This is a genomic window from Anaerocolumna sp. AGMB13020 (genome assembly GCF_033100115.1).
Classification (GTDB): domain Bacteria; phylum Bacillota; class Clostridia; order Lachnospirales; family Lachnospiraceae; genus Anaerocolumna.
The window spans coordinates 378,613-403,508 of record NZ_CP136910.1; the positions used below are offsets into that span (position 1 = coordinate 378,613).

At 37.8% G+C, this 24,896-nt stretch carries 20 protein-coding genes; 1 reads left to right on the forward strand and 19 read right to left on the reverse strand.

The genetic code is table 11. From position 1 onward, the window contains the following. The first annotated feature begins 174 nt into the window (after positions 1–174). Positions 175–1,428 (forward strand): glycoside hydrolase family 5 protein, encoded by a 1,254-nt coding sequence (locus tag R2R35_RS01615; protein WP_317732756.1) that lies wholly within the window; start codon positions 175–177, stop codon positions 1,426–1,428. Positions 1,429–1,644: 216 nt separating this feature from the next. Here the strand turns inward: R2R35_RS01615 and R2R35_RS01620 are convergent, their stop codons facing one another. The 19 genes from R2R35_RS01620 to R2R35_RS01710 all read right to left on the reverse strand — a co-directional run bounded on the left by R2R35_RS01620 (position 1,645) and on the right by R2R35_RS01710 (position 24,678). Further along, a complete protein-coding gene (locus tag R2R35_RS01620) occupies positions 1,645–2,733 on the reverse strand; it encodes a phosphotransferase enzyme family protein (RefSeq protein ID WP_317732757.1) in 1,089 nt (362 codons plus the stop codon). Further along, positions 2,723–3,691, reverse strand: a complete 969-nt coding sequence (locus R2R35_RS01625) for a GNAT family N-acetyltransferase (RefSeq protein WP_317732758.1) — start codon at positions 3,689–3,691, stop codon at positions 2,723–2,725. The genes R2R35_RS01620 and R2R35_RS01625 overlap by 11 nt, the downstream gene beginning before the upstream one ends. After that, the gene (gene rsgA / locus R2R35_RS01630) at positions 3,688–4,749 is read right to left on the reverse strand and encodes a ribosome small subunit-dependent GTPase A (protein ID WP_317732759.1); all 1,062 of its coding nucleotides are present in this window, start codon (positions 4,747–4,749) and stop codon (positions 3,688–3,690) included. Before rsgA ends, R2R35_RS01625 begins: the two co-directional genes overlap by 4 nt. An 800-nt stretch (positions 4,750–5,549) precedes the next feature. Beyond that, positions 5,550–6,746, reverse strand: a complete 1,197-nt coding sequence (locus R2R35_RS01635) for a sugar ABC transporter permease (protein WP_317732760.1) — start codon at positions 6,744–6,746, stop codon at positions 5,550–5,552. Positions 6,747–6,769: 23 nt separating this feature from the next. Then, positions 6,770–8,296, reverse strand: coding sequence for an ATP-binding cassette domain-containing protein (locus R2R35_RS01640; protein ID WP_317732761.1), 1,527 nt, complete (start codon positions 8,294–8,296; stop codon positions 6,770–6,772). 281 nt (positions 8,297–8,577) lie between these two features. Further along, positions 8,578–9,687 (reverse strand): sugar ABC transporter substrate-binding protein, encoded by a 1,110-nt coding sequence (locus R2R35_RS01645; protein ID WP_317732762.1) that lies wholly within the window; start codon positions 9,685–9,687, stop codon positions 8,578–8,580. 406 nt (positions 9,688–10,093) lie between these two features. Beyond that, the gene (locus R2R35_RS01650; protein WP_317732763.1) at positions 10,094–10,582 is read right to left on the reverse strand and encodes a PTS sugar transporter subunit IIA; all 489 of its coding nucleotides are present in this window, start codon (positions 10,580–10,582) and stop codon (positions 10,094–10,096) included. A 26-nt stretch (positions 10,583–10,608) separates the two neighbouring features. Continuing rightward, positions 10,609–12,054, reverse strand: coding sequence for a glycoside hydrolase family 1 protein (locus tag R2R35_RS01655; RefSeq protein WP_317732764.1), 1,446 nt, complete (start codon positions 12,052–12,054; stop codon positions 10,609–10,611). Between the two features lie 50 nt (positions 12,055–12,104). Next, complete coding sequence (locus R2R35_RS01660) at positions 12,105–13,481, reverse strand: PTS transporter subunit EIIC (RefSeq protein ID WP_317732765.1); 1,377 nt, start codon at positions 13,479–13,481, stop codon at positions 12,105–12,107. Between the two features lie 141 nt (positions 13,482–13,622). After that, a complete protein-coding gene (locus R2R35_RS01665) occupies positions 13,623–14,456 on the reverse strand; it encodes a PRD domain-containing protein (protein WP_317732766.1) in 834 nt (277 codons plus the stop codon). 199 nt (positions 14,457–14,655) lie between these two features. Continuing rightward, complete coding sequence (locus R2R35_RS01670) at positions 14,656–15,555, reverse strand: sensor histidine kinase (protein WP_317732767.1); 900 nt, start codon at positions 15,553–15,555, stop codon at positions 14,656–14,658. Between the two features lie 19 nt (positions 15,556–15,574). Further along, positions 15,575–16,354, reverse strand: coding sequence for an ABC transporter permease (locus R2R35_RS01675; protein WP_317732768.1), 780 nt, complete (start codon positions 16,352–16,354; stop codon positions 15,575–15,577). Next, complete coding sequence (locus R2R35_RS01680) at positions 16,347–17,270, reverse strand: ABC transporter ATP-binding protein (RefSeq protein ID WP_317732769.1); 924 nt, start codon at positions 17,268–17,270, stop codon at positions 16,347–16,349. Before R2R35_RS01680 ends, R2R35_RS01675 begins: the two co-directional genes overlap by 8 nt. Positions 17,271–17,414: 144 nt before the next feature. Then, positions 17,415–18,104, reverse strand: a complete 690-nt coding sequence (locus R2R35_RS01685; RefSeq protein ID WP_317732770.1) for a response regulator transcription factor — start codon at positions 18,102–18,104, stop codon at positions 17,415–17,417. 646 nt (positions 18,105–18,750) lie between these two features. Next, a complete protein-coding gene (locus R2R35_RS01690; RefSeq protein ID WP_317732771.1) occupies positions 18,751–19,800 on the reverse strand; it encodes a sugar ABC transporter substrate-binding protein in 1,050 nt (349 codons plus the stop codon). A gap of 17 nt (positions 19,801–19,817) precedes the next feature. Further along, positions 19,818–21,416, reverse strand: a complete 1,599-nt coding sequence (locus tag R2R35_RS01695; protein ID WP_317732772.1) for a response regulator — start codon at positions 21,414–21,416, stop codon at positions 19,818–19,820. Positions 21,417–21,439: 23 nt separating this feature from the next. Then, positions 21,440–23,101 carry a sensor histidine kinase gene (locus tag R2R35_RS01700; RefSeq protein WP_317732773.1) on the reverse strand — a complete coding sequence of 554 codons (1,662 nt, stop codon included), beginning with the start codon at positions 23,099–23,101 and terminating at the stop codon, positions 21,440–21,442. Then, positions 23,098–24,099 carry a sugar ABC transporter substrate-binding protein gene (locus R2R35_RS01705; RefSeq protein WP_317734724.1) on the reverse strand — a complete coding sequence of 334 codons (1,002 nt, stop codon included), beginning with the start codon at positions 24,097–24,099 and terminating at the stop codon, positions 23,098–23,100. Before R2R35_RS01705 ends, R2R35_RS01700 begins: the two co-directional genes overlap by 4 nt. A 69-nt stretch (positions 24,100–24,168) precedes the next feature. After that, positions 24,169–24,678 carry a hypothetical protein gene (locus R2R35_RS01710; RefSeq protein WP_317732774.1) on the reverse strand — a complete coding sequence of 170 codons (510 nt, stop codon included), beginning with the start codon at positions 24,676–24,678 and terminating at the stop codon, positions 24,169–24,171. Between the last annotated feature and the right edge of the window lie 218 nt (positions 24,679–24,896).

The following is a 24,896-nucleotide window of genomic DNA, read 5'->3' on the forward strand; positions in this document are numbered from 1 at the left end:
CTCCTATATATTCGAGTAAATCAGTTTCCTTTATTATACCACATTTTTAAAAGAAACGATACCCTTGCTCCCATATTAATCCATATATTTCTTCGCGTGGTTAATATTGTAAATAAGTTATTTACGTGGTATCCTAGTTTTAACACTAAAATCAAATGGGAGGGTATAAGAGTAATGAATAAAGGGAAGGTAAAATTACTTAGCATTATACTACTAGTCTTGTTGGTATTATCTGCTTGCGGTAAAAATAATGCTAGTACAAATGAAGAGGTTATTTCCTCAAGCAATAACAGTTCTAAGAATGCTGCAACCACCAATACAGTTACTGAAACATCGCCAAATATTACAACCGAGGCAGAACCAACCAGTGAAGCAAATAATCAAATAACCGGAAGCCCTTCTCCCATACGAGATATCACTTCCATAGAGCTGGTGAAAGAAATACAGATAGGCTGGAATCTGGGAAATACGATGGATGCAACGGGAGGAACCGGGCTCTCCTCTGAGACTTCCTGGGGGAATCCTAAGACAGACAAAGCCATGATTGACGCAATAAAGCAAGGAGGCTTTCATACACTTAGAATTCCTACTACCTGGGAGAAACATCTTGGAGCAGCGCCGGATTATACCATAGATAAAGCCTGGCTTGACAGAGTTCAGGAAATAGTCGATTACGGCATTGAGAATGGCATGTTTGTTATTTTGAACCTTCATCATGAGGAATGGCATTTTCCCTCTTATGACAATGAAACTACAGCAATAGATATTTTAACAAAAGTCTGGAAACAGATTGCTGACCGTTTTAAAAATTATGATGAACATTTAATTTTTGAAGGCTTAAATGAACCTCGGCAAAAAGGCACAGCCAATGAGTGGAATGGAGGAGATAAAGAAGGCCAGGAAGTTGTGAATCATTTCAATGAAGCTTTTATTAACACCATCCGCAGTTCCGGAGGTAACAATCCCTTAAGGCATCTAATGATTCCTCCTTATGCCGCAACCTCTTCCACTACTGCCTGGGATAACTTCAATTTACCAAAAGATGATAAAATCATCGTATCCATTCACGCCTATACACCTTATGATTTTGCTTTAAATACTGCCGGAACTTCTGAGTGGAGTCTTGATAACAAATCGGATACCGGTGCAATTACAAGCTTAATGGATAACATAGACCGGTATTTTCTCTCCAAAGGATATCCGGTCATACTCGGAGAATTCGGAGCCGTTAACAAAGACAACCTGGAACAGCGTACTGCCTGGGCTAATTTTTATGTAAAGTCAGCGAAAGATAAGGGTATCCCCTGTATCTGGTGGGATAATGGTGCCGTAAGCGGCAATGGTGAGCTGTTTGGATTGCTCGATAGAAGAACACACAGCTTCTATTATCCTGAAATTGTCGAAGCTTTAATGAGTGGACTGAAATAAACTGGGCCTAAATCACTGTAGAGCAAATATTGCAAGTATACTTTGCAGCAAGTAGAAGGTGGAATATAATTCCACCTTCTACAATTTCAAGGAAGCCTGTTCTATTTTATCTCAATTAATATACAACACTTTTTCTTTATAATATTAATTTTTATGTTCTTAATATTTGTATTAGGAGCTTTCCTTTTTATTTTATCCTTTTCATTGTTTACCCTCTTATTTGTTCTTTATGCTTTTTACTCCCTCCTCATATTCAAACGGTTCTTCGCAAGAATATATTTCATCAAAAAATCCCAGATAGAGAATGTCTTCTTCCATGCATTTGATGTCATAAGCCAACCTTTCATCGATTTCCAACTCTTCCTCCTGGTACAGCATCACCTCAAAAGTATCAATTATTCCTTCGATAAGAGTTACCTGTATAAACAAAGGTAATTTATCCAACATAGAATCTTCTATTTGCATCTCTGAACGATAACCTCTAAGAACTGTTTCAAAATATTCTGCCATAAACTTCTGACGCTTCCTAACATCCGATTCAAATTGTACCCAACCTACTCCATGTACCCAAAGATTTGCAAGTTCGTACATATACCAGCAGTAACAGGAATTATCAAAATCAAAAACTGTTATATCTCCCGTATTGTAATCTATCATATAATTGCCGTCACTGTAATCAAAATGCACCATCCCAAAAGACTCAGGGCTCTGGTCCAATTCTACCAACGTCTTTAAATATCCGTTTAACTTCTCCTTTAGCAAAGTATAAGAATCCGGTATCAATTTATTAATATATTCCGCATTATATTTATCAAAAAAGCTATAACGCCTGTGAACAGGAGTATATTTCTTTGATAATTGATGGAGCTTTCCAAGCACCTTACCGCTGTTGTAAAAATATTCACTTATAGGAACCCCTTCTCTATACTGATAATTATTGTCTGCAAGCTGTATTCCCTTTGCTTTGTCAAACAAACTTACATAAAAGATTTGCCCCTTAACCGTAATCTCTTCCACAAGGTTTCCTTTTTCTGAACGAATTACATTTGATACACTGCCTCCATTTTCAAATAGATATCTGATATATTCTGTTTCTCCTAATATGTCATTAAGGCTTCTGTCCTTTAGATATATAATTCTGATTATTTTTCCTTCTGCTGCTTCTTTTTCGCAGTTGTAAACAATGTTTCTGCCTCCAACATGTGCATTAACAAGTGTAATTTCATATCCTTCCAAACCATAAGTTTCAATTATGTGAGGCAGCAATTCAGCTGCGTAGGTTCTAATAACTTCATTATAGGTCATAATATCCCTCTTTTCTCTTCGTTAATATTTTTTCATCAATCCTTCGAGTAACACTGTTGGTATAGGGTTCAAAGTACTTGTTCCAAAACCTGTAAGCTGTTGGATTATAACTTTCAAAATCCACTCCAAGCAGCTGATATCCTTCCTTGGCAAGCTCTTCTATCATGGTATTTAACAAGCTCTGAACAATTCCCTGACCTCGTTTTTCCGGCAAACAATATGCCCCGCAGATACTCATCATTTCCTTATTCTCAGTAATAAAATTCTCTCCGCCCTGGATCACTTCAATATATGCAATTATCTCGTCTTCCTCAAACCCTGCATATATTATGGAATTTCTCATTTCTGCTCTTGAAAGCCAACTTTGATATTCCTCTATCGTTGAATAAAGAAAGCAGGGACTCTCACTTAAATGAACAGACAGCTGTTCCCGTAAAGTTCTGATTTTGGGAAGGTCAGCCTGTTCTAAGCGCTTCATTGTTATTTTTGTAGTTTGACGGACAGCTATTTTTTCCATAGTCCTGATTGCATCCATGCATCTTAAACCAAAACCATAGGTGAAAAAGGCTTTTTGGGCCTGCTCATCATGTGCGTATAGGGAAATACAATGATAGGTAATATCTTGCTTGATCCAATTTTGTGCTGCCTTTTGATATAACATTCGGTAAATAGATTCCTTGTCACCACCTAATGCACCATGGCCATGAAGAGGCGAAAAGATGCCTCTTGCATTTGTACCAAAAGCATTCTCCCAAGGTTCATAGCAGCATAGAAAGCCAAGCAAGAGCTCTCCTTCTAAGGCTGCTACACCTAATTTATTGTCTGCCAGAGCTGATAAATCCGGAATAATCGTATTCTCCAAAAGACAGGGTACGAATTGTCTTTCCTCTTTGTAGTTCTGTTGTATCAGGTTCATTGCCTGTTTTATATGCATATGATCAAAAGTTGTAATAATCATTTTTCACCCTTTTTCTTCTTTATTTCTCTTATTTTAATCGCTAGATGTTTTTGATCTTTCTTCCGCAGGTAGGCTGCTTTATTTTCAACAAAGGCAGTTTCGTTTGTTAAGGACTGATAACTTGCCCAGCGCTCCTTGGTCAGAGCTCCATTTTTAACTGCTGCTTTTATGGCGCAACCAGGTTCACTTTGATGCTTACAATCAGAAAATCTGCATTGTCCTAAGTATTGTTCCACATCTGAAAAGCTTTCGCTTAGACCTTCGGTAACATTCCACATACCAAGTTCGCGCATACCTGGCGTATCAATAATTATCACACCATTGTCCAATCTGTTGAGCTGACGATGAGTAGTTGTATGTCTTCCTTTACTGTCATCTTCACGAATTTCATTAACAGACATCACCTCTTTGCCAGCTAATGCATTGACAAGACTTGATTTTCCAACACCCGATGAACCAAGAAATACAATGGTCTTACCTTTCTCCAGATATTCTGTAAGTCCCTCTAACCCGTATCCAGTTTTGGCACTGACTGCGTGAACCTCTACCCTGTGAGCAGTTTTTCTTGCCAAAGCCAGGTATTCTGAAAAGTCCTCTGCAAGATCTGCCTTTGTCAGGACTACAACAGGCTTTGCCCCTGACTGCCACGCCTGGGTCAGATACCGCTCTAATCGTTTCGGATTCAGATCGTGGTTAAGAGATTGCATGATAAATACATAATCAAAATTAGCTGCTACCGTTTGTTCCTTAATGGTTTTTACATAACCTGCCGCATGCCCTGAAAAATCATTTCTGGAAAACTTTGAAAAACGTCTTAAGGTCTTTAAAATAAGACTATCTCCCTGTTCATTGTACAAGATCTCTACAAAATCACCTGTGGTCGGGAATTCCTCCGTACAATTATTGTAATAGACACTGGATTTCAGTTTCGCAGAGCATTCGCCCTGCTCCGTAATAAGGGTATAACTTTCTTTATGCACAGCAGTAACTCTTGCATATATCCCCTGTGCGTTTGCAGAATAATATTCCGGCATAAAGCCGTAGTCTGTTAACTTCATATTTCCTCCGATAATGGTTTGTGTTTTTTGCTTCGTTGATAAGTCAGTCGTAACTATCACTCCTTTCTGTCTAAAAAAAGGCGCAAAAATACCGCAGTAAGCAGCCGTTCATGGCTGATACTGCAGTTGATCAGGCAAAATTGCATAAAAATAACACACCCTAAAGTGTGCTGACTTCATAGCATATATTGCGAAATAAAAGCTTCAGTGTTCACGAAAGGTTACTTTTTGGCACACTGAAAAAAAGGGGTATAATCCCTATGCAATCAGCGTTGCGCCCATGTTCAGTTTTATATTACAGATACCTCAAATAAAGTAGTCTTTTTCATTATATAAACTCCTTTCGTTTCTGAAAAACAGAATTAATAAACATATATTACCATGCTTTTCGTAATAATTCAACCCTAATTTTATACCGAATCTTATATAGAACAATTTTCATATCATAAAGAATTTCTATATCCAAATATTCTTATGTCAGAAATAATTCTATATCAGAAACAATCTGTATCAGAATAAATTTTATATCAGAAAAAATTTTGTATCAGAATAAATTTAATTAAAAAAATTTTTGTATCATAAACAATTTTGCATCAGAAACAATTTTGTATCAGAATAAATTTTATATCAGAAAAAATTTTGTATTAGAAATAATCTGTATCAGTATAATTTTTATATCAGAAACAATTTTTGTGAGAAACAATATTAAATCAATACTTAAAAAAATAAAGTTCCTGCTGATGGCAATTCTGCAAATTAGCAGGCCACAAGCAGGAACTTATGTTTCATCCATTAACGGCTTATTTTCTTTTACCTCTTGTTCTTACATCAAAAGCTACTGCAATAATAAAAATGACGCCTTTAACGATATACTGGAACGATACATCTACACCCATAAGGTTCATACCGTTGGTCAGGGACATGATTACCAGTGCGCCGATTATTGTATTGGTAACTCTTCCGATACCTCCGTTTACAGAAACACCACCGATGTAAGAGGAAGCAATGGCATCCAGCTCGAAGCCAAGTCCTGCCTGAGGAGAAGCGGAGGAAAGTCTTGAAGTATACAGGATTCCTGCAAGTGCTGCAAGCATACTCATGGAAGCGAAAGCAAAGAAGGTAATCTTCTTGACATTAACACCTGAAAGCTCTGCTGCTTCGGCATTACCACCGATTCCATATATATATCTTCCCAGTTTTGTCTTATTTAACATAAAGTTATAGATAACCAGAACAATTCCAACGATTACAGCTGTCCAGGGAATACCTTTATAGCCTGCTAACATGGTGACTATTACAATAATGATGATGGAGATAAATACGATTTTTGATAAAAATATAGGAGTGGAACTTACTTCAAAATTGTATTTCTGCATATTCTTTCTGGCCTTGATCTGGCTGTAAGTCATAAGCACGACAGCAACGATACCGATTATAATGGTCAGGATATGAATACTTCCGCCGGATATAATGTCTGGAATAAAACCGTTGGATAATGCTTTAAAAGTCGGATCATCAACAATTATGGTACCTGTACCTTGTGTTACCAGGGACAGAAGTCCTCTGAAAATGAACATACCTGCCAAGGTAGTTACGAAAGCCGGCACACCGATTTTTGCAACCAGAAAGCCCTGGTATATACCAACTGCAATACCCAGACATAAAATAATTGGTATGACAACCCATACATTTAAACCACTCTTCATTAAAATTGCAGCAACTGCTCCCAGAAAGCCGGCAACATAACCTACTGACAGGTCTATATGCTTGATAATCAGAATAATCGTCATACCGATAGCAAGTACTGCCACATAACCAGTCTGATTAATAAGATCTGTTAAATTTCTGGAGGACAGGAACAAACCATTTGTCCTGAATCCAAAAAAGATGAAGATTACCACCAACGCAATGTACATTGCATAATCTCTTACATTGCTTTTAAGCATCGTTCCTATCTCACTGCCCAGGGATATCTTTGTCTTTGTGTTTTCTTTCATACGTATACCTCCTTTACCCCTCTCTATACTCTTGTGGCCATTGCCATGACTTTTTGTTCTGTTGCTTCTTCTGCGGTGACTTCCCCTGTTATGGTTCCTTCAGACATAACATAGATTCTGTCACTCATACCGAGTACTTCAAGAAGCTCAGAAGAAATCATGATAATACTCATCCCCTGTTCCACCAGTCGATTCATCAAGGAATAGATTTCAAATTTCGCACCTACGTCAATACCTCTGGTAGGTTCATCCAATATCAATACTTTCGGGCCGACGAAAAGCCATTTTGCCAGGGATACTTTCTGCTGATTTCCACCGCTTAGATTTCCTACAATCTGTTTGATCGAAGGCGCCTTTATTCCAATGGATTTCTTAAAATCATTTGCAACGTTGATTTCTTCGTTTTCATTAATGACCAGACCTTCTGTCAGTTTTCCAAGATTGGCAATGGTGGTATTGTATTTAATGTCCTGAATCAATACAAGACCGTTGCCTTTTCTGTCCTCCGTAACATATGCAATTCCTGCATCCATCGCAGCTTTGGGGTGATTCAGACGTTTCTCGGCTCCGTTTATTTTAATTTGACCATTTGTTATCTTATAGCCTGGTGTATTACCGAATACACTTAAAGCGAACTCCGTTCTTCCTGCCCCCATAAGGCCTGCAATACCTACAATTTCACCTTTACGGACATTTATATTAATATCATGGAGAATTTCCCTGTCTGATTCCGGATCATATACCGTCCAGTTCTTTACCTCCAGACATACCTCACCGTCCTGGTACTTTTCCCTTTTCGGATAGATATTTTCGATTTCTCTTCCCACCATGTATTTGATGATTTCCTGTTCTGTAATCTTCTGTTCTTTCGCATCCATGGAACAGATAGTGGAACCATCTCTTACAACAGTAACCGTGTCGGCTATGGAAACAATTTCTTTTAATTTGTGGGATATCATAATACTTGTTACCCCCTGCTCCTTTAACTCTCTTAAAAGGTCCAGCAGATTGGCACTGTCATCCTCATTTAAAGCAGCTGTAGGTTCATCCAGAATTAGAAGTTTTACATTTTTGCTCAAAGCTTTGGCTATCTCTACCAATTGCCTGTTACCTACACCCAGATCCTTGATTTTTGTGGAAGGATTGATATTAAGTCTTACTTTCTTCAGCAATTTTGCTGCTTCAACGATGGTCTGATTCCAATTAATGACCTTACCTTCCATTATTTCGTGACCAAAATAAATGTTCTCATACACACTAAGTTCAGGAATCAATGCCAATTCCTGATAAATGATGGCTATTCCTGCACTTTCACTGTCTGCTATTGATTTAAACTGCACTGTTTCATTGTTATAAACTATATCACCGCCATAGGTGCCGTAAGGGTATACCCCTGATAATACCTTCATGAGGGTGGACTTGCCGGCTCCGTTCTCACCGACAAGGCAATGAATCTCACCGCGCTGTACTTTGAAATTCACATTGCTCAAAGCTTTCACACCGGGAAATTCCTTGACAATATTCCGCATTTCTAAAATATAGTCACTCATTTTTTCACCCATCCTTCTGTTCTGATTTTCGTTCTGGCTGTTGCTGCTTTCATATCCTCTTCTATTACCATTTATGCTGCTTATTTATGTTGGACTGGTTAGCGTCAGCCTTTTTGTTAAGGCTTTATCTCTTAACCAGTAATAATCTCATTCAATAAATTACCGGTAAAAGGAGGGTATAATTTACATTCTGGTCTTTTATACTGCTGCTCCTTTTACCGGTTAAATGTGATTCCTTTAATCTGATTAAAACAGATTCCTTTATTCCTGTAAAATTCAGATTACTTTAATCCTGTAAAATCAGACTCTTTATAGTATCCGGAATCGATTAATGCTTCTTTTACATTTTCCTTTGTAACAACGATGATCGGTGTCTGTTTTGCTTTAACATCCACTTTCTCATTGTTATAAGTTGAATCTGTCTGAGGTTCTTTCCCTTCCATAACTGTGATAGCCATACCCATAGCATCACTGGCAAGAGTACGTGTATCTTTAAATACTGTCATAGACTGCTTTCCATCGATTACATACTGTACAGATGCTTTTTCACTATCCTGACCAGTAATGAAATATTCGGAAACATCGGAATCCGCTGCAAAAACATCTGCGATGGAACGTGCTGTTCCGTCATTAGGAGCTAAAACATAACATTTTCCTTTATCTGCAGCACTTACTGCTGTTAAATGTGCTTCGGCCTTGGATTTTGCTTCGTTGAAATCCCAGTTTGTGGTGACCTGACCGATTATAGCAGCCAGCTGATCACGGGTAAGTTCTTTGCTGCCCTGAACTGCGGTTGCTTCAGCAGAATTCTTTATTACAAAGGTCCCGTCAGCAATCTTAGGCTGTAAAATATTCCATGCGCCCTGGAAGAAAAGGAATGCATTATTATCTGTAGCTGCTCCTGCATACAGATAAAGGGGATTGCCCTGACCGGTAGCATTATCAGCTAAATATTTTCCCATTGCTTCTCCAACTGCAACACTGTCAAAGGTTACATAATAATCTACTGCATCAGTTCCTGTTATTAATCTGTCATATGCAATTACAGTTACGCCTGCTGCTTTTGCTGCTTCTACACTGGCAGCTGCTGCTGCACCGTCATGTGCACAGATAATCAATACTTTTATTCCTTTAGCAATTAAGGTTTCAACATTTGTTTTCTCATTTGCGGAAGACCCCTGACTGAATAATACTTCTACTGAATAGTTTGTATCTTTGATAACGGACTCGAATTTCTCCTTATCCTGAAGCCATCTTGGTTCATCCTTGGTAGGAAGAACGATTCCTACATCCACTTTTCCTTTTCCGCTTGTACTTGTGCTGCCCCCGCTGCATCCTGCCAGTGAAAATACCATCACCATACAAAGAAGTACTGCCAACATTTTTTTCATAAATACAATCCGCCCTTCTGATATTATATAGTTTTTAGCTTTTGCATCCCGCTTTTTTCATCTGGAGAAATCGATTTAGATTATCCTTTCAAGTATAATACTGAGCTTCCAGGAACGAAGCACTTAAAAGCCATCCTTCGATTCAACAAATATATTTGCGGTATGCTTTGCTGTTTTCGTTACATCTACATGTTACAATATACAATAAATTTCAACAATGGACTGTATTGTTGTACATTATTACTATATTGCTATTCTTCTACTTTCAAATATGAATAAGGATATTATTTTGCGGTCACATTTTCTTCATAGCAATATAGTATAGTTACTGGTATTAACCCAATAAAAAAATCGTGGTATAATCACATGACTATACCACGATTTTTGCTTGTAAGAATGTTTTGCTCTATAGAACCTGAATTAACTCTTCCTGTTTCTCCATATCCCCTTCACCTAATACTTTGACTTCGCTGTAGTCGTCTGAATTCGTAACGATAACCGCTATTGTTGAGGGATAACCTGCTTTTTGAATCTCTTTTAAAGAGAAAGTCATAATCTGCTGACCAATCTTAATGCTGTCACCAACCTGAACCTGCTGTTCAAAACCTTCTCCTTTCATTTCAACTGTCTCTATTCCTACATGAATGAGTAATTCTACACCATTTTTACTCTTTAATCCAATGGCATGTTTTGTATCAGCAATTACTGTTACCTGTCCGTCAAAGGGGGCATAAATGATTTCTTCCTTTGGTATGATACCAACACCTTTTCCGAGAATGCCTTCTGAAAACACACCGTCTTCAATGTCTTTTAGAGAAATTACCTTACCGTTTACCGGCACATGGATGCTTTCATTCTCCATTAATTTTTTTTTCAGTTTATCAAATAATCCCATGCTGTCTCCTTTTTAGCCACTATAACTCAATCCAACTTTTCGCCATTAGATTCAATTACCTTTTTGTACCAATAAAATGAATCTTTTCGGAATCTGTCCAAGGTTCCATCTCCGTCATTGTTTTTATCTACATATATGAATCCATACCTTTTTTTCATTTCACCTGTGGACAGACTTACCAGATCAATACATCCCCATGGAGTATATCCAATCAAATCCACTCCATCTTTGATAGCTTCATCCATCTGCTTTATATGATCACGCAGGTATTCAATCCGGTAATCATCATGGATGGTTCCGTCTGCTTCTAATTTATCTATGGCTCCTAAACCATTTTCAACGATCATAATTGGAATTTGATATCTACCATATAATTCATTTAGCAGATAACGCAATCCTTGAGGGTCAATCTGCCATCCCCAGTCACTGGATTTCAGATACGGATTCTTTACCCCCATTACAACATTTCCCGAGGTCTTTAGAACATCCTTATTAACGGTACTGCAAGTGCTCATATAATAGCTGAGGCTATAAAAATCTACTTTTCCGCTTTTCAGTATTTCTTTGTCTCCCTCTTCCATTCTAATTGAAATTCCATATTCCTCAAGCATTCGAGCCGTATAATATGGATATTCACCTCTAACCTGTACATCACCACAGAAATAATTCATTCTCATTTCTTTCTGTGCCAGCAGCACATCCTCCGGATTACAGCTATAGGGATAAATACATCCTCCGGCAACCATGCATCCAATCTTAAATTCAGGGTTTATCTCATGGCCCAGCTTAACGGCTTTTGCACTGGCAACAAATTGATGATGTAATGCCTGGTATCTTTTAGATAACTGTTCCTGTGTATCTGGAAGCCCCATTACCTGTGCCGGGCCATCCTCACATCGAAAACCACCGGACAGGATATCTCCAATGCTCATTGTAAGACAATTAATTTCATTAAAAGTAAGCCAGTATTTTACATAATCTTTGAATTCTGTAAATAAAGTATTACAATAGCGAATATAAAAATCAATGCATTCACGACTTACCCAGCCATCATACTTATTCATCAGATGATAGGGCAGCTCATAATGTGAAATGGTTACCAGCGGCTCTATCCCATATTTTTTACATTCTCTGAATACAGCTCGATAGAATTCCAGCCCCTTTTGATTCGGAACTTTCTCATCTCCCTTTGGATAGATTCGTGTCCAATTAATCGACATACGAAACATACGAAATCCCATTTCTGCAAATAAAGCTATATCCTCTTTATATCTATGGTAAAAATCGATTCCTTCGTGTGATGGATAAAAGGTATCCCTTTGTATTGTGTTCGTAAAATAACGATGCCTGTCTACTGTACCACCTGTCATATGGTCACAAACACTATCTCCTTTTCCATCTGTATCCCACGCACCTTCAAATTGGTTAGCGGCAGTTGCACCTCCCCAAAAAAAGTCTTTTGAAAAGCTCATTTTCTTTCCTCTCTTTCTTATAACCGTTCTTCTTATTACAGTTCTTCTTATTACAGTTCTTCCCCTTTATAAATAAATAAGGTAGTAATAAAGGTCACAACAAAACCGATTAAAACACTTATTCCCATATAAATAACATTCATTTCTGTTGGCCCTATAAATCCTGCAACCCCAAAAATTCCAGCACTACCTGCAAAAGCATATGCATACACCTTCATAAGACCTGCAAAAGCTGCACCGAAGAAGTTTCCAATCATTGCTGCATACAAGGGTTTCTTTAACCTTAAATTAATACCAAACATAGCAGGTTCCGTAACACCGCCAATAACTGCAGTAATGGCACTGGAGGCTGCGGTTGATTTGGTTTTCTTTCCTTTACACTTTAATGCTACTGCCGCAGAAGCTGCTCCTTGATTGATATTGGATAGCACCCCTGCTACACATACAATGGGCTCATATGCAAAAGAAGCAAAGGATTGAAACATATAAGGAACCAAAGCTCCATGCATACCGGTTATTACCAAAAGAGGATAAATTGCTGCTAAAAGTGCAACTCCAAAGAAACCTGTTGTGTGATATAACCACATAATACCGCTTGCTAAATAAGTACCAATAAAAGCACCTGCTGGTCCAATCAGACATAAGGTCAAAGGTAGCATCACTAAAATAGTTCCTAAGGGTACAACAATTGCTTTAACAGAATCCGGTGATATTTTACGGAAGAATTTTTCAACATATGCCATAACAAATACTGCCATGATAACCGGAAAAATAGTACTTGCATAGGATGCTGCATAAACCGGAATACCGAATATCGACATTCCCACTCCATTTGTAACGTTTGCTATCATTGACGGGTGTATTAATATTGCACCCAGGAGCATTCCTAATCCCATATTCGTTTTGAATTTATTAGCAGCTGTTGCTCCTAAAAATACGGGAAGGAAATAAAATCCTGCATCAGCAGCAAATGCTAATACGGCATGTGTCGGCATCTCAGGAGTCAGAAATCCAATCAGCTCTCCTAAAATAATAATTACCTTTAACATACCTGCTCCGATTAGTGCTGGTATTAAGGGCATTAAACTTCCGGAAATCCCATCCAGAATTGCACCAAAGCTAAACTTTCTGGCTTTATCCAGATTCTCATCCACAGCCTTTTCAGCCGCTATATCAGCCTTTGAGCAGATTAGCTTATAGGCATCACCTACAGCTTGTCCAATGATAATCTGTAACTGGTCATTGGACCATTGTGCTCCAATTACTCCATTTACCTTTTGGATTTCCTTCAAATCAACAATACTGGTATCTTTTAAGCTGAATCGTAACCTTGTCATACAATGACCAAAGTGACTTATATTCTCTTTTCCTCCTATAAGCTCTAAAACTCTTATGGAAAGTTCCTCAAACCTTTCTTTTTTTGCCATTCTACTTCTCCTCTTTCCTCTTTATATTGCAACAAAAATTGGTAAATTACCAATTTTGCTATTGCCTGAAAATAAAAAAACCGAAGAGATGCAAGACAAATGCATCTGCTTCGGTAATGCCTCCAATTGGAGTTACAATCCTTATGCTTCAATATTATTTTTTAATATACGGCTTATGTGTATCATCAGATACAATATCTCATCTTTTGTAATTTGTGAATTCAACTTTTTATCGATTACAGAGCCAATAATTACCGCGCAATTATGAATCTCTGAATTTTCCTCCTTCATAACTCCGAACAATACACCAACTTCATCTATAAACTGCTTTTTTTCTTCAATACGTTTCAGATAATATCTTAAATGCATTACAAATCTATTATAATTAAAACCTTTTCGATTTATTACTGTATTAAACATCTTCTCAATAATCTCTGTTATCTCTGCAATCAACTGTTCTGTTTCTAAGAACGTTGCTTCACTGGTATTTTCTTCTTTCGCATTCACAAAATGCATTGCAATGTTTGTTATTTCGCTCTCCGGTAGTTTAATCAATAGATTCTTTTGAACTAACTTTACTGCATATCTTCCAAGAGAGGTCTCCAGGGGATATAATTGCTCAACATCATAGGAAAACAACATCTTCATTTCTTTAAATTTTTTCATACGTTTTATTGCAAAATTAATATGGTCTGCAAGACCGGGTAAAAGATTTGGATTTAAGTTGCAATTCAACGTCATTTGTGCTTTTTTAACAATGATCGCTGCTGTCTCAAATATTTCCTCCGGAATTTCTTCCAACAGTTTATAGTAGCTTTTATCCATTCTATAGAATGTCATTGAAATAGAAGCAAGGTCTGTTATCTGATACGGCATTGGCGGAAAACCAATTCCTTTTCCAAAGGCGATTAATTCTCTATTACTATTGTCCCGGCATATTGCAACATTGTTATTGATTTTCTTAATAGCCTTCATGCTTCTCCCTGCCTGCTAATGTGATTTAAACAAAAAAACTCCTTGAACGCATACCTAAAACAACCAGGTAATGCCTCAAAGAGTAACAATCCTTATTTCTACTCAAAGTATAATAGACAATAGCAAATATGTCAATATGTCATTTTTAATTAAAATTGTCTTATGTTTTTATACACTTTTTACAGAAGCAGCTTTTATACTATTGTAATGTCCAGCAAATTTCCACCACAAAGTACTCTCCTTCAAATCTGGCTTCAATGGACCCTTTCATCTTCTCAACCAGAAGCTTTGTTATGGTCAACCCCAGTCCGGTGCTTTGATTACTCCGTGATTGATCTCCGGTATAAAAACGTTCAAATATATTCTTTAACTCATTTTCTGTCAGTTCCTTCTTATCGTTGATGAACTTTATGACACACTGATTCTCTCTGATATACTGTTTCAGTATGAACTTCTCATCCCCATACTTTAATGCGTTTTGTATTAGATTATTCAACACTCTTCCAAACTGAATCCTGTCTGCTATTATAAAAGTGTCCTTCTCCCCAAGCTCAACGGATACCTCCATGTGTTTTTTCTCAAACTCATGATAATAAGCTACAATGGTATCCGTAAGCATTCCTTTGACTTTAATGACCTCCGGCTCCAGTGGATAGTCATTGGCTTCCAAACGGGAAATTTCATAAAAATTCTCAATAAATCCCTGTAAAAGCCGTGCTCTGTTTCTGATAATCCCAAGATACTCTTCCTGCTCTTTTGGAGAAGCACTGTCCTGGACCAAATCCAGATACCCCAGAATCGAAGTAAGTGGTGTCCGCAAGTCATGGGAGATGTTCTCAATCTCCTGCCGTATTTTCGTTTCATTAAGCTGATAAGCTATTCTTTCCTTCTGCCTTGCTGTATATATGGTATTAATTTGAAAGAAAAGCTTTTCAAGACTTGGAATTGTCGGTATTCCTTTCAATTGTCTGTTTCTCTCGGGATTTTTCTCAATCTCATCCATTTGATTTACTGCTTCGGCTAGAGCTTTAATCACAAAAAAAAGGTAAGCAAAGAGAACGATTAAGATAAATACTAAAATCAGGATAATATAATTCAATTTGCTCACCTCCGTTCTGTTATTTAATTTCTTTCTTTTTGTATATTACAAAACCTATTACAGAAACAATAATTATTTCAATGAAAGCTATCAGCCAGTAATACCCATAACCGTTTCTTCCTCCCCATAAAAGTATGGGCTGAAACTTTTCCATATCAAATCTAATATAATAAATCATATTCCATGGTAGAAGCTTGGCAAGTTCCATAAAAAAAGTAAATTTCATACCTAACATATTGCACACCAATGGAAATGCCAGAAGTAATCCCACTGAAGCAGCATTACTGGCCCCTGTACTCTCAATAGTAAATAGGAAACTATTGGCAACTGCTATGGCAACTAAGAATAACGGAAATGCCGCCGCACAAGCTCTAAGCAAAAGAAACAGATAGTCCACACCGGAATTTTCAAGGAGCAGATATGCAAAGCCGATATCAATTGCTCCAATAATTAGAAAAGCCAGGATGGAATACATAACTTCAACAATGAATTTGCCGAAATAAATATCACCTCTGGAAATTCCATAGGATACACTGTTTTTCATGGTATGATTCGTATATTCGTTTCCAAAAACCATGGCTGTTATTGCTATACATAAGATAAATACAATAGGGTAATTACTGTAGAACATACTTATAGCAAACTTTGTCGTCGCATAAGGAAAGTTCTTTTCTGAACCGTTTACCATTGCCAGGACAACATTGGAACTGGCTAATAAAACCGAACTTATCAATATAAAAAGATAGGTCCATTTATTGCGGAAAATACGATAATATTCACTTTTCATATAACTAATCATTACTTTCTCCTCCCACCAACTGAATAAAATAATTCTCAAGATTAATCTCCTTCACCATCATGGACTGAAGGCCTATACCGTTTGTAACGGCTAGTTCACTAATCTTTTTAGGTTGATTGAGATACTCATAAATATGAATAGCATAATCCGGTGTTAGCTTATAGGAGTGGCAATTTAATTTTGTTTCCAAAAGAGCAGTCATTCGCTCAACATTGTCTACTTTAAGTTCAATATATTTATTGCATTCCCTGGATAAGTCCTCTGCAGAGAGCTGCTTTATTAATTTGCCTTTATCAATAAAACCATAATAATTAACGAGATTTGATAGTTCACTTAGTATATGACTGGATATTAATATCGTAATGTTCTTTTCCTGATTGAGTTTAAAAAGAAGCTTACGGATTTCTACGATACCGAAAGGGTCAAGACCATTAATAGGCTCATCCAGCAAGAGTAATTCCGGTCTGTTCATAAGAGCCAGGGCAAGTCCCAGTCTCTGTTTCATACCTAAGGAATAGCTCTTATATTTTTTATTGGCAGCCTCTGTAAGACCGACTTCCTCTAAAGCTTCCGCAACACATTGTTTGCCGGGAATACCTCTTTGAATACGGTAATATTCCAGATTATCTTTCCCTGACATATAGGAATAGAAACTTGGGGTTTCAATAATCGCGCCGATTCTTTTCCTTCCCTTTCGTAAATTAGCTTCTGTATTTGCACCAAACAGTAGGATACCTCCTTCTGTTGCAAAAGACTGCCCTGTAATCATACGGAGTAAGGTTGTTTTACCGGCTCCATTCTTACCTACAAGACCATAAATCTGTCCTTGCTTAACTTCCAGATTAATACCACTCACCGCAGCTATATTATTATATTTTTTTGATAACTCTCTTGTTGCTAATATTACTTCCTGCACTTTGCTGCTCCTCTCTATTCTTTCTCTTAATTCCTCCATTGGAAAACTGTCTTGTTTACAGCAATCAGTATACTTATCTGATTTAAACAAGTACTTAAAAAAGTTTAAAGAAAGTATAAAGATGCAAATAATGATACTCTTTCTTTATAAAGCAGTGTCCAGTTTAAATCCAATACCCCAAACAGTTTTAATATAAGAATCCTCATCAAAGTCTTTGATTTTCTTACGTATATTGCTTATATGGACATTAATAGTATTGTCTTCTCCATAATATCCACTCTTCCAGATATCCTGATACAGCTGCTCTTTTGTAAAAACCCTTTCCGGATACTTTAGTAACAGATATAGAATTTCATATTCATGAGAAGTAAGTCCGATAAGATTTCCTTTTACAAAAACTTCCCTGGAAACAGGTCTCATTGTCAGTTGTTTAAACGAAATCTCATTCCTCCCTGGAACCTTATCCGCAAAATCTCTGCTCCTCCTAAGAAGAGCATCCACCCTGGCAAGAACCTCCTCTCTCTCAAAAGGTTTTACAAGATAATCATCCGCTCCGGATTTTAACAGCTTGACTTTATCTTCCAAGGCACTCTTAGCCGAAATAATCATAATAGGAATAAAAGAAGATTTTCTGATATCAGCAACAAGTTCCTCTCCGTTTATACCAGGAAGCATCAAATCCAGCAGAATTAAGTCAAAGGTCTTCACCGACAGCAGAAGCTTCGCCTCCGAGCCAGAAAAGGCAGCCGTCGTCTCATAATTCACTTTCTCAAGATATCTGCATAAAATCCTGTTAATATCCGCATCGTCCTCAACCACTAAAATATGTGCCATCTATGTATCCTCCCAAAATTACCAATTACCCAAATATATATAAATATTGTTTGTAAATCTTACTACTATAATTACAAATCATAGTATTTATGATTAATCCATTCTTCTAAACCTATATATCAAATTCATCTTTATCTTTTTCCTTATAAACACCAGGTTCATTTAAACTCAGTTTTAATTGCTTTTTTTACAATTCCTCTAGCATACAAGAAATCTGATTAGCTAACCTACTCCACCAAAATAATCCGTTTCAATGTAAGCAATTTTTCCATTTCCTGATTTCTGGGCTAAAATCTCGTAACAGACTTACATATAACCTATAACCAGATGTAGCATATAACCGGATGTAATATATAACCAGATGATTTAAAGCTCTGTTTAAGAATTTTGTATTGAGAGGTTCCATATGACACTTAAGCTGCAGAAACTGTGAAAAGGTGCAACAGTGCCACTGTCTGAGCTCAAAAACCTGCCGCGACCACAAAGCAGCAGCGAGTTTGGCACTGTTGTACCTGCTATGAACAGTTTCTGCAGCTTTAGTGGAATATGGGTTCTCGAATAACAAAATGATTAAACAGAGCTTTAAATCATCGTCCACTGCCACAACCTATATCATTTCACACACAAAAAAGTGCAATTCCATCCTCTATTCCGTCTGATAAACATCCTCATACAAATGAAATCCATCTTTAATAACTGTTTCATCAATATTATCCTTCGTCACAGCCTGAACCCCTATATAAATATAAGGAATCTTGTAATTCCCATCATCAATATAACCATCACTCTGAATCTCATCCCCATTCTTAAGAGCAATACAGACCTCAACTGTTTTCTCCACCAGATCCTTTATGGGCTTATAGACAGTAAGTGCCTGCTTCCCTGTAACAATCCTCTGGCAGGCAACCAGATCTGCATCCTGGCCGGTAACCTGCACCTGTTCCGCTATCTGCGCCTCAGATAGCGCATCGATGACGCCCCAGGCCAGAGAATCATTACCACAGATTACTGCCTTTACTCTATCTTTATAGCTTTTCAGCTCTTCTCTCATAAAATCATAAGCACTTTCTCTGATCCAGCCGTCTATCCAGGTCTGATCCAGAATTTCAATATCACCTTTGTCAATAAAGGGCTGCAATACAGACATAGCTCCTTCATAAAGCATCTTGCTGTTGCTGTCATTTTCAGAACCGCCAAGAATAATATAGCCGCCCCGGGGAACATTTTCCGTCAGATATTCTGCCATGATCTGTCCAACCTGATGATTATCAAAGGAAATATAGACATCCACATTACTGTTTGACACCAGTCTGTCATAAGAAATAACAGGTACTTTCTCCTCTTTGGCAGCTTTTACACATTTCGCTTCTGAAACACTGTCGTTTGGTGCTATTACAAGTACGTCAATGCCTTGGCTTAGCATGGTCTTAACCTGCTCATACTGCAAGTCTGAATCCTTATTGGCATTATTTACGATTACTTCGATGCCTTCCTGCTCGGCTTTCGATATGAAGATATCCCTGTCCCTGATCCATCTGTCTTCCATCAATGTTCCAAGAGAAAATCCAACCACGATTTTATCATCCTTTTCAGGCCGTATGTCCTTCTCCGTTCGCTTTTCACATCCTGTTGCTGACACCAATACCATTAAACCAAGGATAAAACTTAAAGCTCTTCCCCATAAGCGCTTCTTCATATCCCTCTACCTCCTCTTTAATTCCCGAACAGTTTTTTATATTCTGTGGGTGTAACACCGGTTACCTTTTTGAAGATCTTTGAAAAATAGTTCGGTTCCATATAACCCGTCATATAGCAGACATCCTTAATGGAATATTCGTCCTTACGCAGCAATTCCTTTGCCTTATCCATACGAATTTCCGTCAGTCTGTCGCTGAAATTTATGCCGGCCTCTTCTTTATAGAACCTGCTGAAATAATAAGGGCTCAAATTAACTTCTCTGGCTACCTCCTCTAATGAAATCTCTCTTCCGAAATACTGCTCCATATATCGGTTTGCCTTTTCAATTATGGTATTTGCCTTAAGCTGTCTTCCTTCTGCCAGTCGCTTAACTGTACGTTCCAGGAAACCTCTGCTGATTGCGTAAAGTGCTTCCTTTTGTTCCGTTCCAATAATCTCTTTTAATACATCATAATAATTACCGGCTGCATTTTTCCAACGGGCAGCAAAACCTGTTACCAGTCCAATCATACTGTTTTTGATATTTTCAAAGCTCATGGAATTATCCCTGGTCATCCGGTTAAAGACCTCTTCAAAGGTTACCAGCACACCCTCTTCTTCCTGCTCTGCTGCATGAAGATAGATTTCATCCAATTGTTCCTCATAATCACTCTCTGAATACTCAACCCTGTCCAGAATATCATCTACATGGAGAATCTGTGCTTCTTTGCTTTCTTTTTCACCGGTTAAAACCCCAAGGGCAAACAGGGATTCCTGATAGGATTTTCTGGCTTCCTCGATAGAGCTGTAATAGCGCCCGATACCGATGTAGATATCCGGATAGATTCTTATCGCTCTTTCCAGTATTCTTCCTGCTTCATCAACAGAATGCTTCTTAAGCTCATATTCTTCTGCTTCGTTCTCTTCAAAAACATATACAATAATACGGTTAAGCATAATTGGCCCAACAATCGCCTTAAGCCTGGACTGAATGATTTTCTTATATTCACCATACATTTTATCGCCGTATACACCGGCACCAATTTTGTTCTCTATCTTTCTGCTCTTCTTCTGACCCAGCTCAATTGCCATTACATAACCGCTGCCTTTTGGTATTCCAAAGAGCTGACAGTAGTTCTTAAGTTCCTCTGCTCCGCCGTTATAAAGACACAAGGAATTCATAAAACCATTCTCCAGAACAGGAATTATCATTTCCATTCTTTCCTGCTGCTCCAGATTCTTCTGAATATTCTGCTTACGGACGCGTATCTGCTCCAGCGTTATTGTCATGGTCTCCTTCAGTTTTGCTTCCTTAACGGGCTTTAACAGATATTCCACAACCCCCAGTGCTACTGCCTCCACAGCATAATCAAAATAATCAAAGGCAGATATTACAATGAAGCTTACATTGGAATTAGAGGCTTTTATTTGCTTCATCGCCTCTAATCCGTTGATACCCGGCATATTAATATCCATTATTATGATATCCGGATGTAGATTATAGGCTTTTTCTATCGCATCTTTTCCTGAACGTGCACTGCCTACGATTTCTATTTCTTCAAAATTCCTGTTTAGCATATAGATTACAGACTCTGCTGCTATCGGTTCATCATCAACAACTAATACTTTATACATTATTATTAACCTCTTTCGTGGGGTTACATGTCTTCCTCTCTGTTTTTACCAAAAGGCAGCGACAAAATAACTTTTGTTACTCCGTCTTTGCTTATGATATTCATAACATCATAAGCATCGTAAAACAGCCTGAGCCTTTTTAACACATTATCCATTCCAATGCCGGTGGTATGGCCTTTTTGTTTTTCATTTTTTTCATGTTTCCATTTCCGGTTCAGAATCTGCTGAATTGCTTCTTCTGGAAAATGATCGCCGGAATTAGAGACTATAATTACCACTCTCTCTGCTTCTTTTCGCACGCTTAACTCAATGATACCACCCTCTTCCAGTTTGCTGATTCCATGGATATAGGCATTTTCTGTCAGCGGCTGAAGCGTCATTCTTGGAATAATAAAGTTTTTTATGTCCGGGTCTTCCGGGATGTCTGTACGAAATTCGATGAAATCACCAAATCTGGTAGTCAATAAACTCATATATGCCATAACATTGTTCACTTCATCGGACAAAGTCGCATTATAGTCAAGCCCCTTTAAGTTATACCGAAAAATATCTGCAAAGTTTTCCAGGTATTCACAAGTTACACTGTCTCCCTGAAGCATGGCAACCTTCGCTCCGATATTGATAGAATTAAAAATGAAATGTGGATTAACTTGAGATTGCAGTGCCAACAGCTCCGCTTCATGCAGGGCATTTTTCATCTTGAGATTATCATATTTCTCCTGAATCAGTACTCTTTCAAGTCTTTCTTTTTCCTTCAGCTCATTGATATATTTCTTAATACTTCTGGTCATTTTACCAAAAGCCCTGTATAGTACCCTTATCTCACTGCTGGTGCCTTCCTCTGATATATCCACTTCAAAATTACCGGAGGATACTTCCTTTGCATAAGCTGACAGCTTTGTAATGGGTCTTGTGATTTCATAACTGAACAGTACGATCAACACAAGAATCAATGCAAAACTTATACCAAACATGGTATAACTCAGCATCGAACTACTATCTGCTTCTCTTCGAATATCAATATATTTTTCAGCACTGTCACTCAGATCCGTACTCATGATTTCCTTGATATAACTGCCGATGTAATTATATTCTTTTACGGTCTGCTGATATCCGGCTGTGTAATCACTTATTTTACGGTTTCTTTTGTCAACAATGGTTTCATCCAGAATCTTAAGATAATGATCGATCATACCTGTAAGATTAGTTATCCTTACTCCTCGATCCGTATAGTCGGTATCCGCTTTTAGAATACTGTTATTATAACTGATGGAATTGCTGTGATTATAAAAAGACTGAAGACTGTCCGAACTTCTGGTGGATAAATAGACCTCAAGATCATTTTGAATCTCGTCTACTTCTTTGTACAATGCCGTAAGCTCCTGGCTCTTATTCAGCAAATCCGTCATATCCTGCATCAATATTTGGGAGGAGATATAATTATACAAGCCGACCAGTATGGTAATAGCAGTAGCCAGCAGAAAGAAACTGGTAAGTTTGGTGCGATAGGACAGATCTTTTCTTTCCTTGCTGCTAACCTTACCATATACTTTATTTTTTTTAAGAAATATTTTTTTACTTCCTTTAATGCCTTCTTTTCTGCTTCCTTTCCACTCTGCTTTTCTGCCAACTTTATTTTTTACTTTCTCCTCACCTTTGTTACCTGATTTGCCTCTTTCTTTCATTCCTCACCTGCCTGTCCAGCAATCTGATCATTGTAATCAGCCACATTAGAGGCATCTATGGTATAAAGAGGTGTACTCTTGTAGTCACTGATCTGCACACCGTTTAATACCTGAGCCAGCTGTTTCACGGTAAAGTATCCAATCTCATATGCATTGGGACAAACCGTTCCGTACACAACTCCTCTTTCAACATAATCAAGGGTAAGAGGCATACTGCCGTACCCTACAAGCTTGATATCCCCTACCAGATTGTTATCTACCAATACCTGCGCAACACCGGGCGTGCTTTTTTCGTCCAGACATATAATGACATCCGCATCCTTATGTTTTGAAATAATTGAATAGGTCACTTTCTCCGCATCAAACATATTTTGTTTTAAGGTATAGATTTCTTCCAGCTGCACATCATTTACTGAAAAAGCTTCTGTAATACCCTGTATACTTAAGTTTCTGTACAGTATATCTCCTTCTTCTCCGGCTTCATTCATGATAACTACTGCTTTTGCACCATTTCCGACTGCATCTGCTGCCATCTTACCAGCCATAGAGCCGATGGTATAACTGTTCGAGGCTACGGTTGGCACCCCGGATATATTATAACTATCATTCTCATACACCACCAGAGGAATCCCTTTCAGCCTTGCCTCCTCCGCAATCTCACTGGTTCCAATGGCATCAGCAGGTTTTAAGGCAATTCCGTCAACACCGGCATAGATACCTTTCTCAACGGCATCCTGAATCGCTTCACCGTCTTTACCGGTAATCGGTACAAATTCTGTATGAACTTTCATTTCTTCCGAAGCATCCTTTGCTCCATCTTTGAAATTGGTCCAAAAGTATTCGTCCGTATTCTGAACCAGTATCTGTATATGAAAATCGGCATCATTTTTACTGCTGATTGCATCATTGCTCTTATCTTCCCTGAAAAAAAGCTGCCCAAACATCACCAGAAGAAACAGGAGCATGCCAAACAATAAGCCAAATATTCCCCGTAACATTTTCACTTTTGCACCCTTCCTTCTACCTGCTCTTTCACAAGCTGTCCCTTCTCTCAAGTTGCCTGTCTGTTATTCACTTCTGCTCATAATATATGGTTTGAAATCCTCCGTATCCGCACAGAAAGCTCCGGGAAATTGCTTAAGAATTTCATCAAAAACCCCACGGATCAATGTACTGTCTTCTCTAACGGTTACAGTAAATACAGTTACAAACCCATGTTGATTCATAAATGAAATATCCTCTTTATCTCTAAAACCACCTGTCAAACCTTCAAAATCTATACTGTTTTTCTCTCCTATTTCCAGAGCAAGTATATTCAGTTCCTCCCACAAATCCAATTCACCGAGGTTAAGGGGCTGCAAACACTGTGCTATATCTTTCGCTGTGATTTCCTGTTTGCTCATAAAAAACCAATCGGTTATAGCAGCAGTTTTGTTGTTATTTTTATTACTATTGCTTTTTGGTTTATTGCCACTATTCGGTTTAATAATGCCAGCTTTCTTTGTGCTATATTTTGCCTTTTCTTCCTTGCTTGATTTTCCTAAAGCTTCTGTTTTATTCGTTTTCTTTTTTATCATTTTCGTTTCTTCCCTCTCATAATTTCCTTCGCAATAATGCCATTTATATTTTATCCTCATTATACTACTATTCCAATAAAAGAGAAAGTCCTTTCACTTACCGCCAGAAATGGCTTTAGTATCATATTCTCCATTGAGGTTTTTTTTATTTATATGTTATACTATTATTGATACTATAAGTTGTCCTGTAAAATATTAATTCTTCTAGCCTTTCTATA

Bases quoted from the DNA above. Each gene is read 5' to 3' on its own strand.
- R2R35_RS01615 (WP_317732756.1), top strand. From the start codon at position 175: ATGAATAAAGGGAAGGTAAAATTACTTAGCATTATACTACTAGTCTTG.
- R2R35_RS01620 (WP_317732757.1), bottom strand. From the start codon at position 2,733: ATGACCTATAATGAAGTTATTAGAACCTACGCAGCTGAATTGCTGCCT.
- R2R35_RS01625 (WP_317732758.1), bottom strand. From the start codon at position 3,691: ATGATTATTACAACTTTTGATCATATGCATATAAAACAGGCAATGAAC.
- rsgA (WP_317732759.1), bottom strand. From the start codon at position 4,749: ATGAAGTTAACAGACTACGGCTTTATGCCGGAATATTATTCTGCAAAC.
- R2R35_RS01635 (WP_317732760.1), bottom strand. From the start codon at position 6,746: ATGAAAGAAAACACAAAGACAAAGATATCCCTGGGCAGTGAGATAGGA.
- R2R35_RS01640 (WP_317732761.1), bottom strand. From the start codon at position 8,296: ATGAGTGACTATATTTTAGAAATGCGGAATATTGTCAAGGAATTTCCC.
- R2R35_RS01645 (WP_317732762.1), bottom strand. From the start codon at position 9,687: ATGAAAAAAATGTTGGCAGTACTTCTTTGTATGGTGATGGTATTTTCA.
- R2R35_RS01650 (WP_317732763.1), bottom strand. From the start codon at position 10,582: ATGGGATTATTTGATAAACTGAAAAAAAAATTAATGGAGAATGAAAGC.
- R2R35_RS01655 (WP_317732764.1), bottom strand. From the start codon at position 12,054: ATGAGCTTTTCAAAAGACTTTTTTTGGGGAGGTGCAACTGCCGCTAAC.
- R2R35_RS01660 (WP_317732765.1), bottom strand. From the start codon at position 13,481: ATGGCAAAAAAAGAAAGGTTTGAGGAACTTTCCATAAGAGTTTTAGAG.
- R2R35_RS01665 (WP_317732766.1), bottom strand. From the start codon at position 14,456: ATGAAGGCTATTAAGAAAATCAATAACAATGTTGCAATATGCCGGGAC.
- R2R35_RS01675 (WP_317732768.1), bottom strand. From the start codon at position 16,354: ATGATTAGTTATATGAAAAGTGAATATTATCGTATTTTCCGCAATAAA.
- R2R35_RS01685 (WP_317732770.1), bottom strand. From the start codon at position 18,104: ATGGCACATATTTTAGTGGTTGAGGACGATGCGGATATTAACAGGATT.
- R2R35_RS01690 (WP_317732771.1), bottom strand. From the start codon at position 19,800: ATGAAGAAGCGCTTATGGGGAAGAGCTTTAAGTTTTATCCTTGGTTTA.
- R2R35_RS01695 (WP_317732772.1), bottom strand. From the start codon at position 21,416: ATGTATAAAGTATTAGTTGTTGATGATGAACCGATAGCAGCAGAGTCT.
- R2R35_RS01700 (WP_317732773.1), bottom strand. From the start codon at position 23,101: ATGAAAGAAAGAGGCAAATCAGGTAACAAAGGTGAGGAGAAAGTAAAA.
- R2R35_RS01705 (WP_317734724.1), bottom strand. From the start codon at position 24,099: ATGTTACGGGGAATATTTGGCTTATTGTTTGGCATGCTCCTGTTTCTT.
- R2R35_RS01710 (WP_317732774.1), bottom strand. From the start codon at position 24,678: ATGATAAAAAAGAAAACGAATAAAACAGAAGCTTTAGGAAAATCAAGC.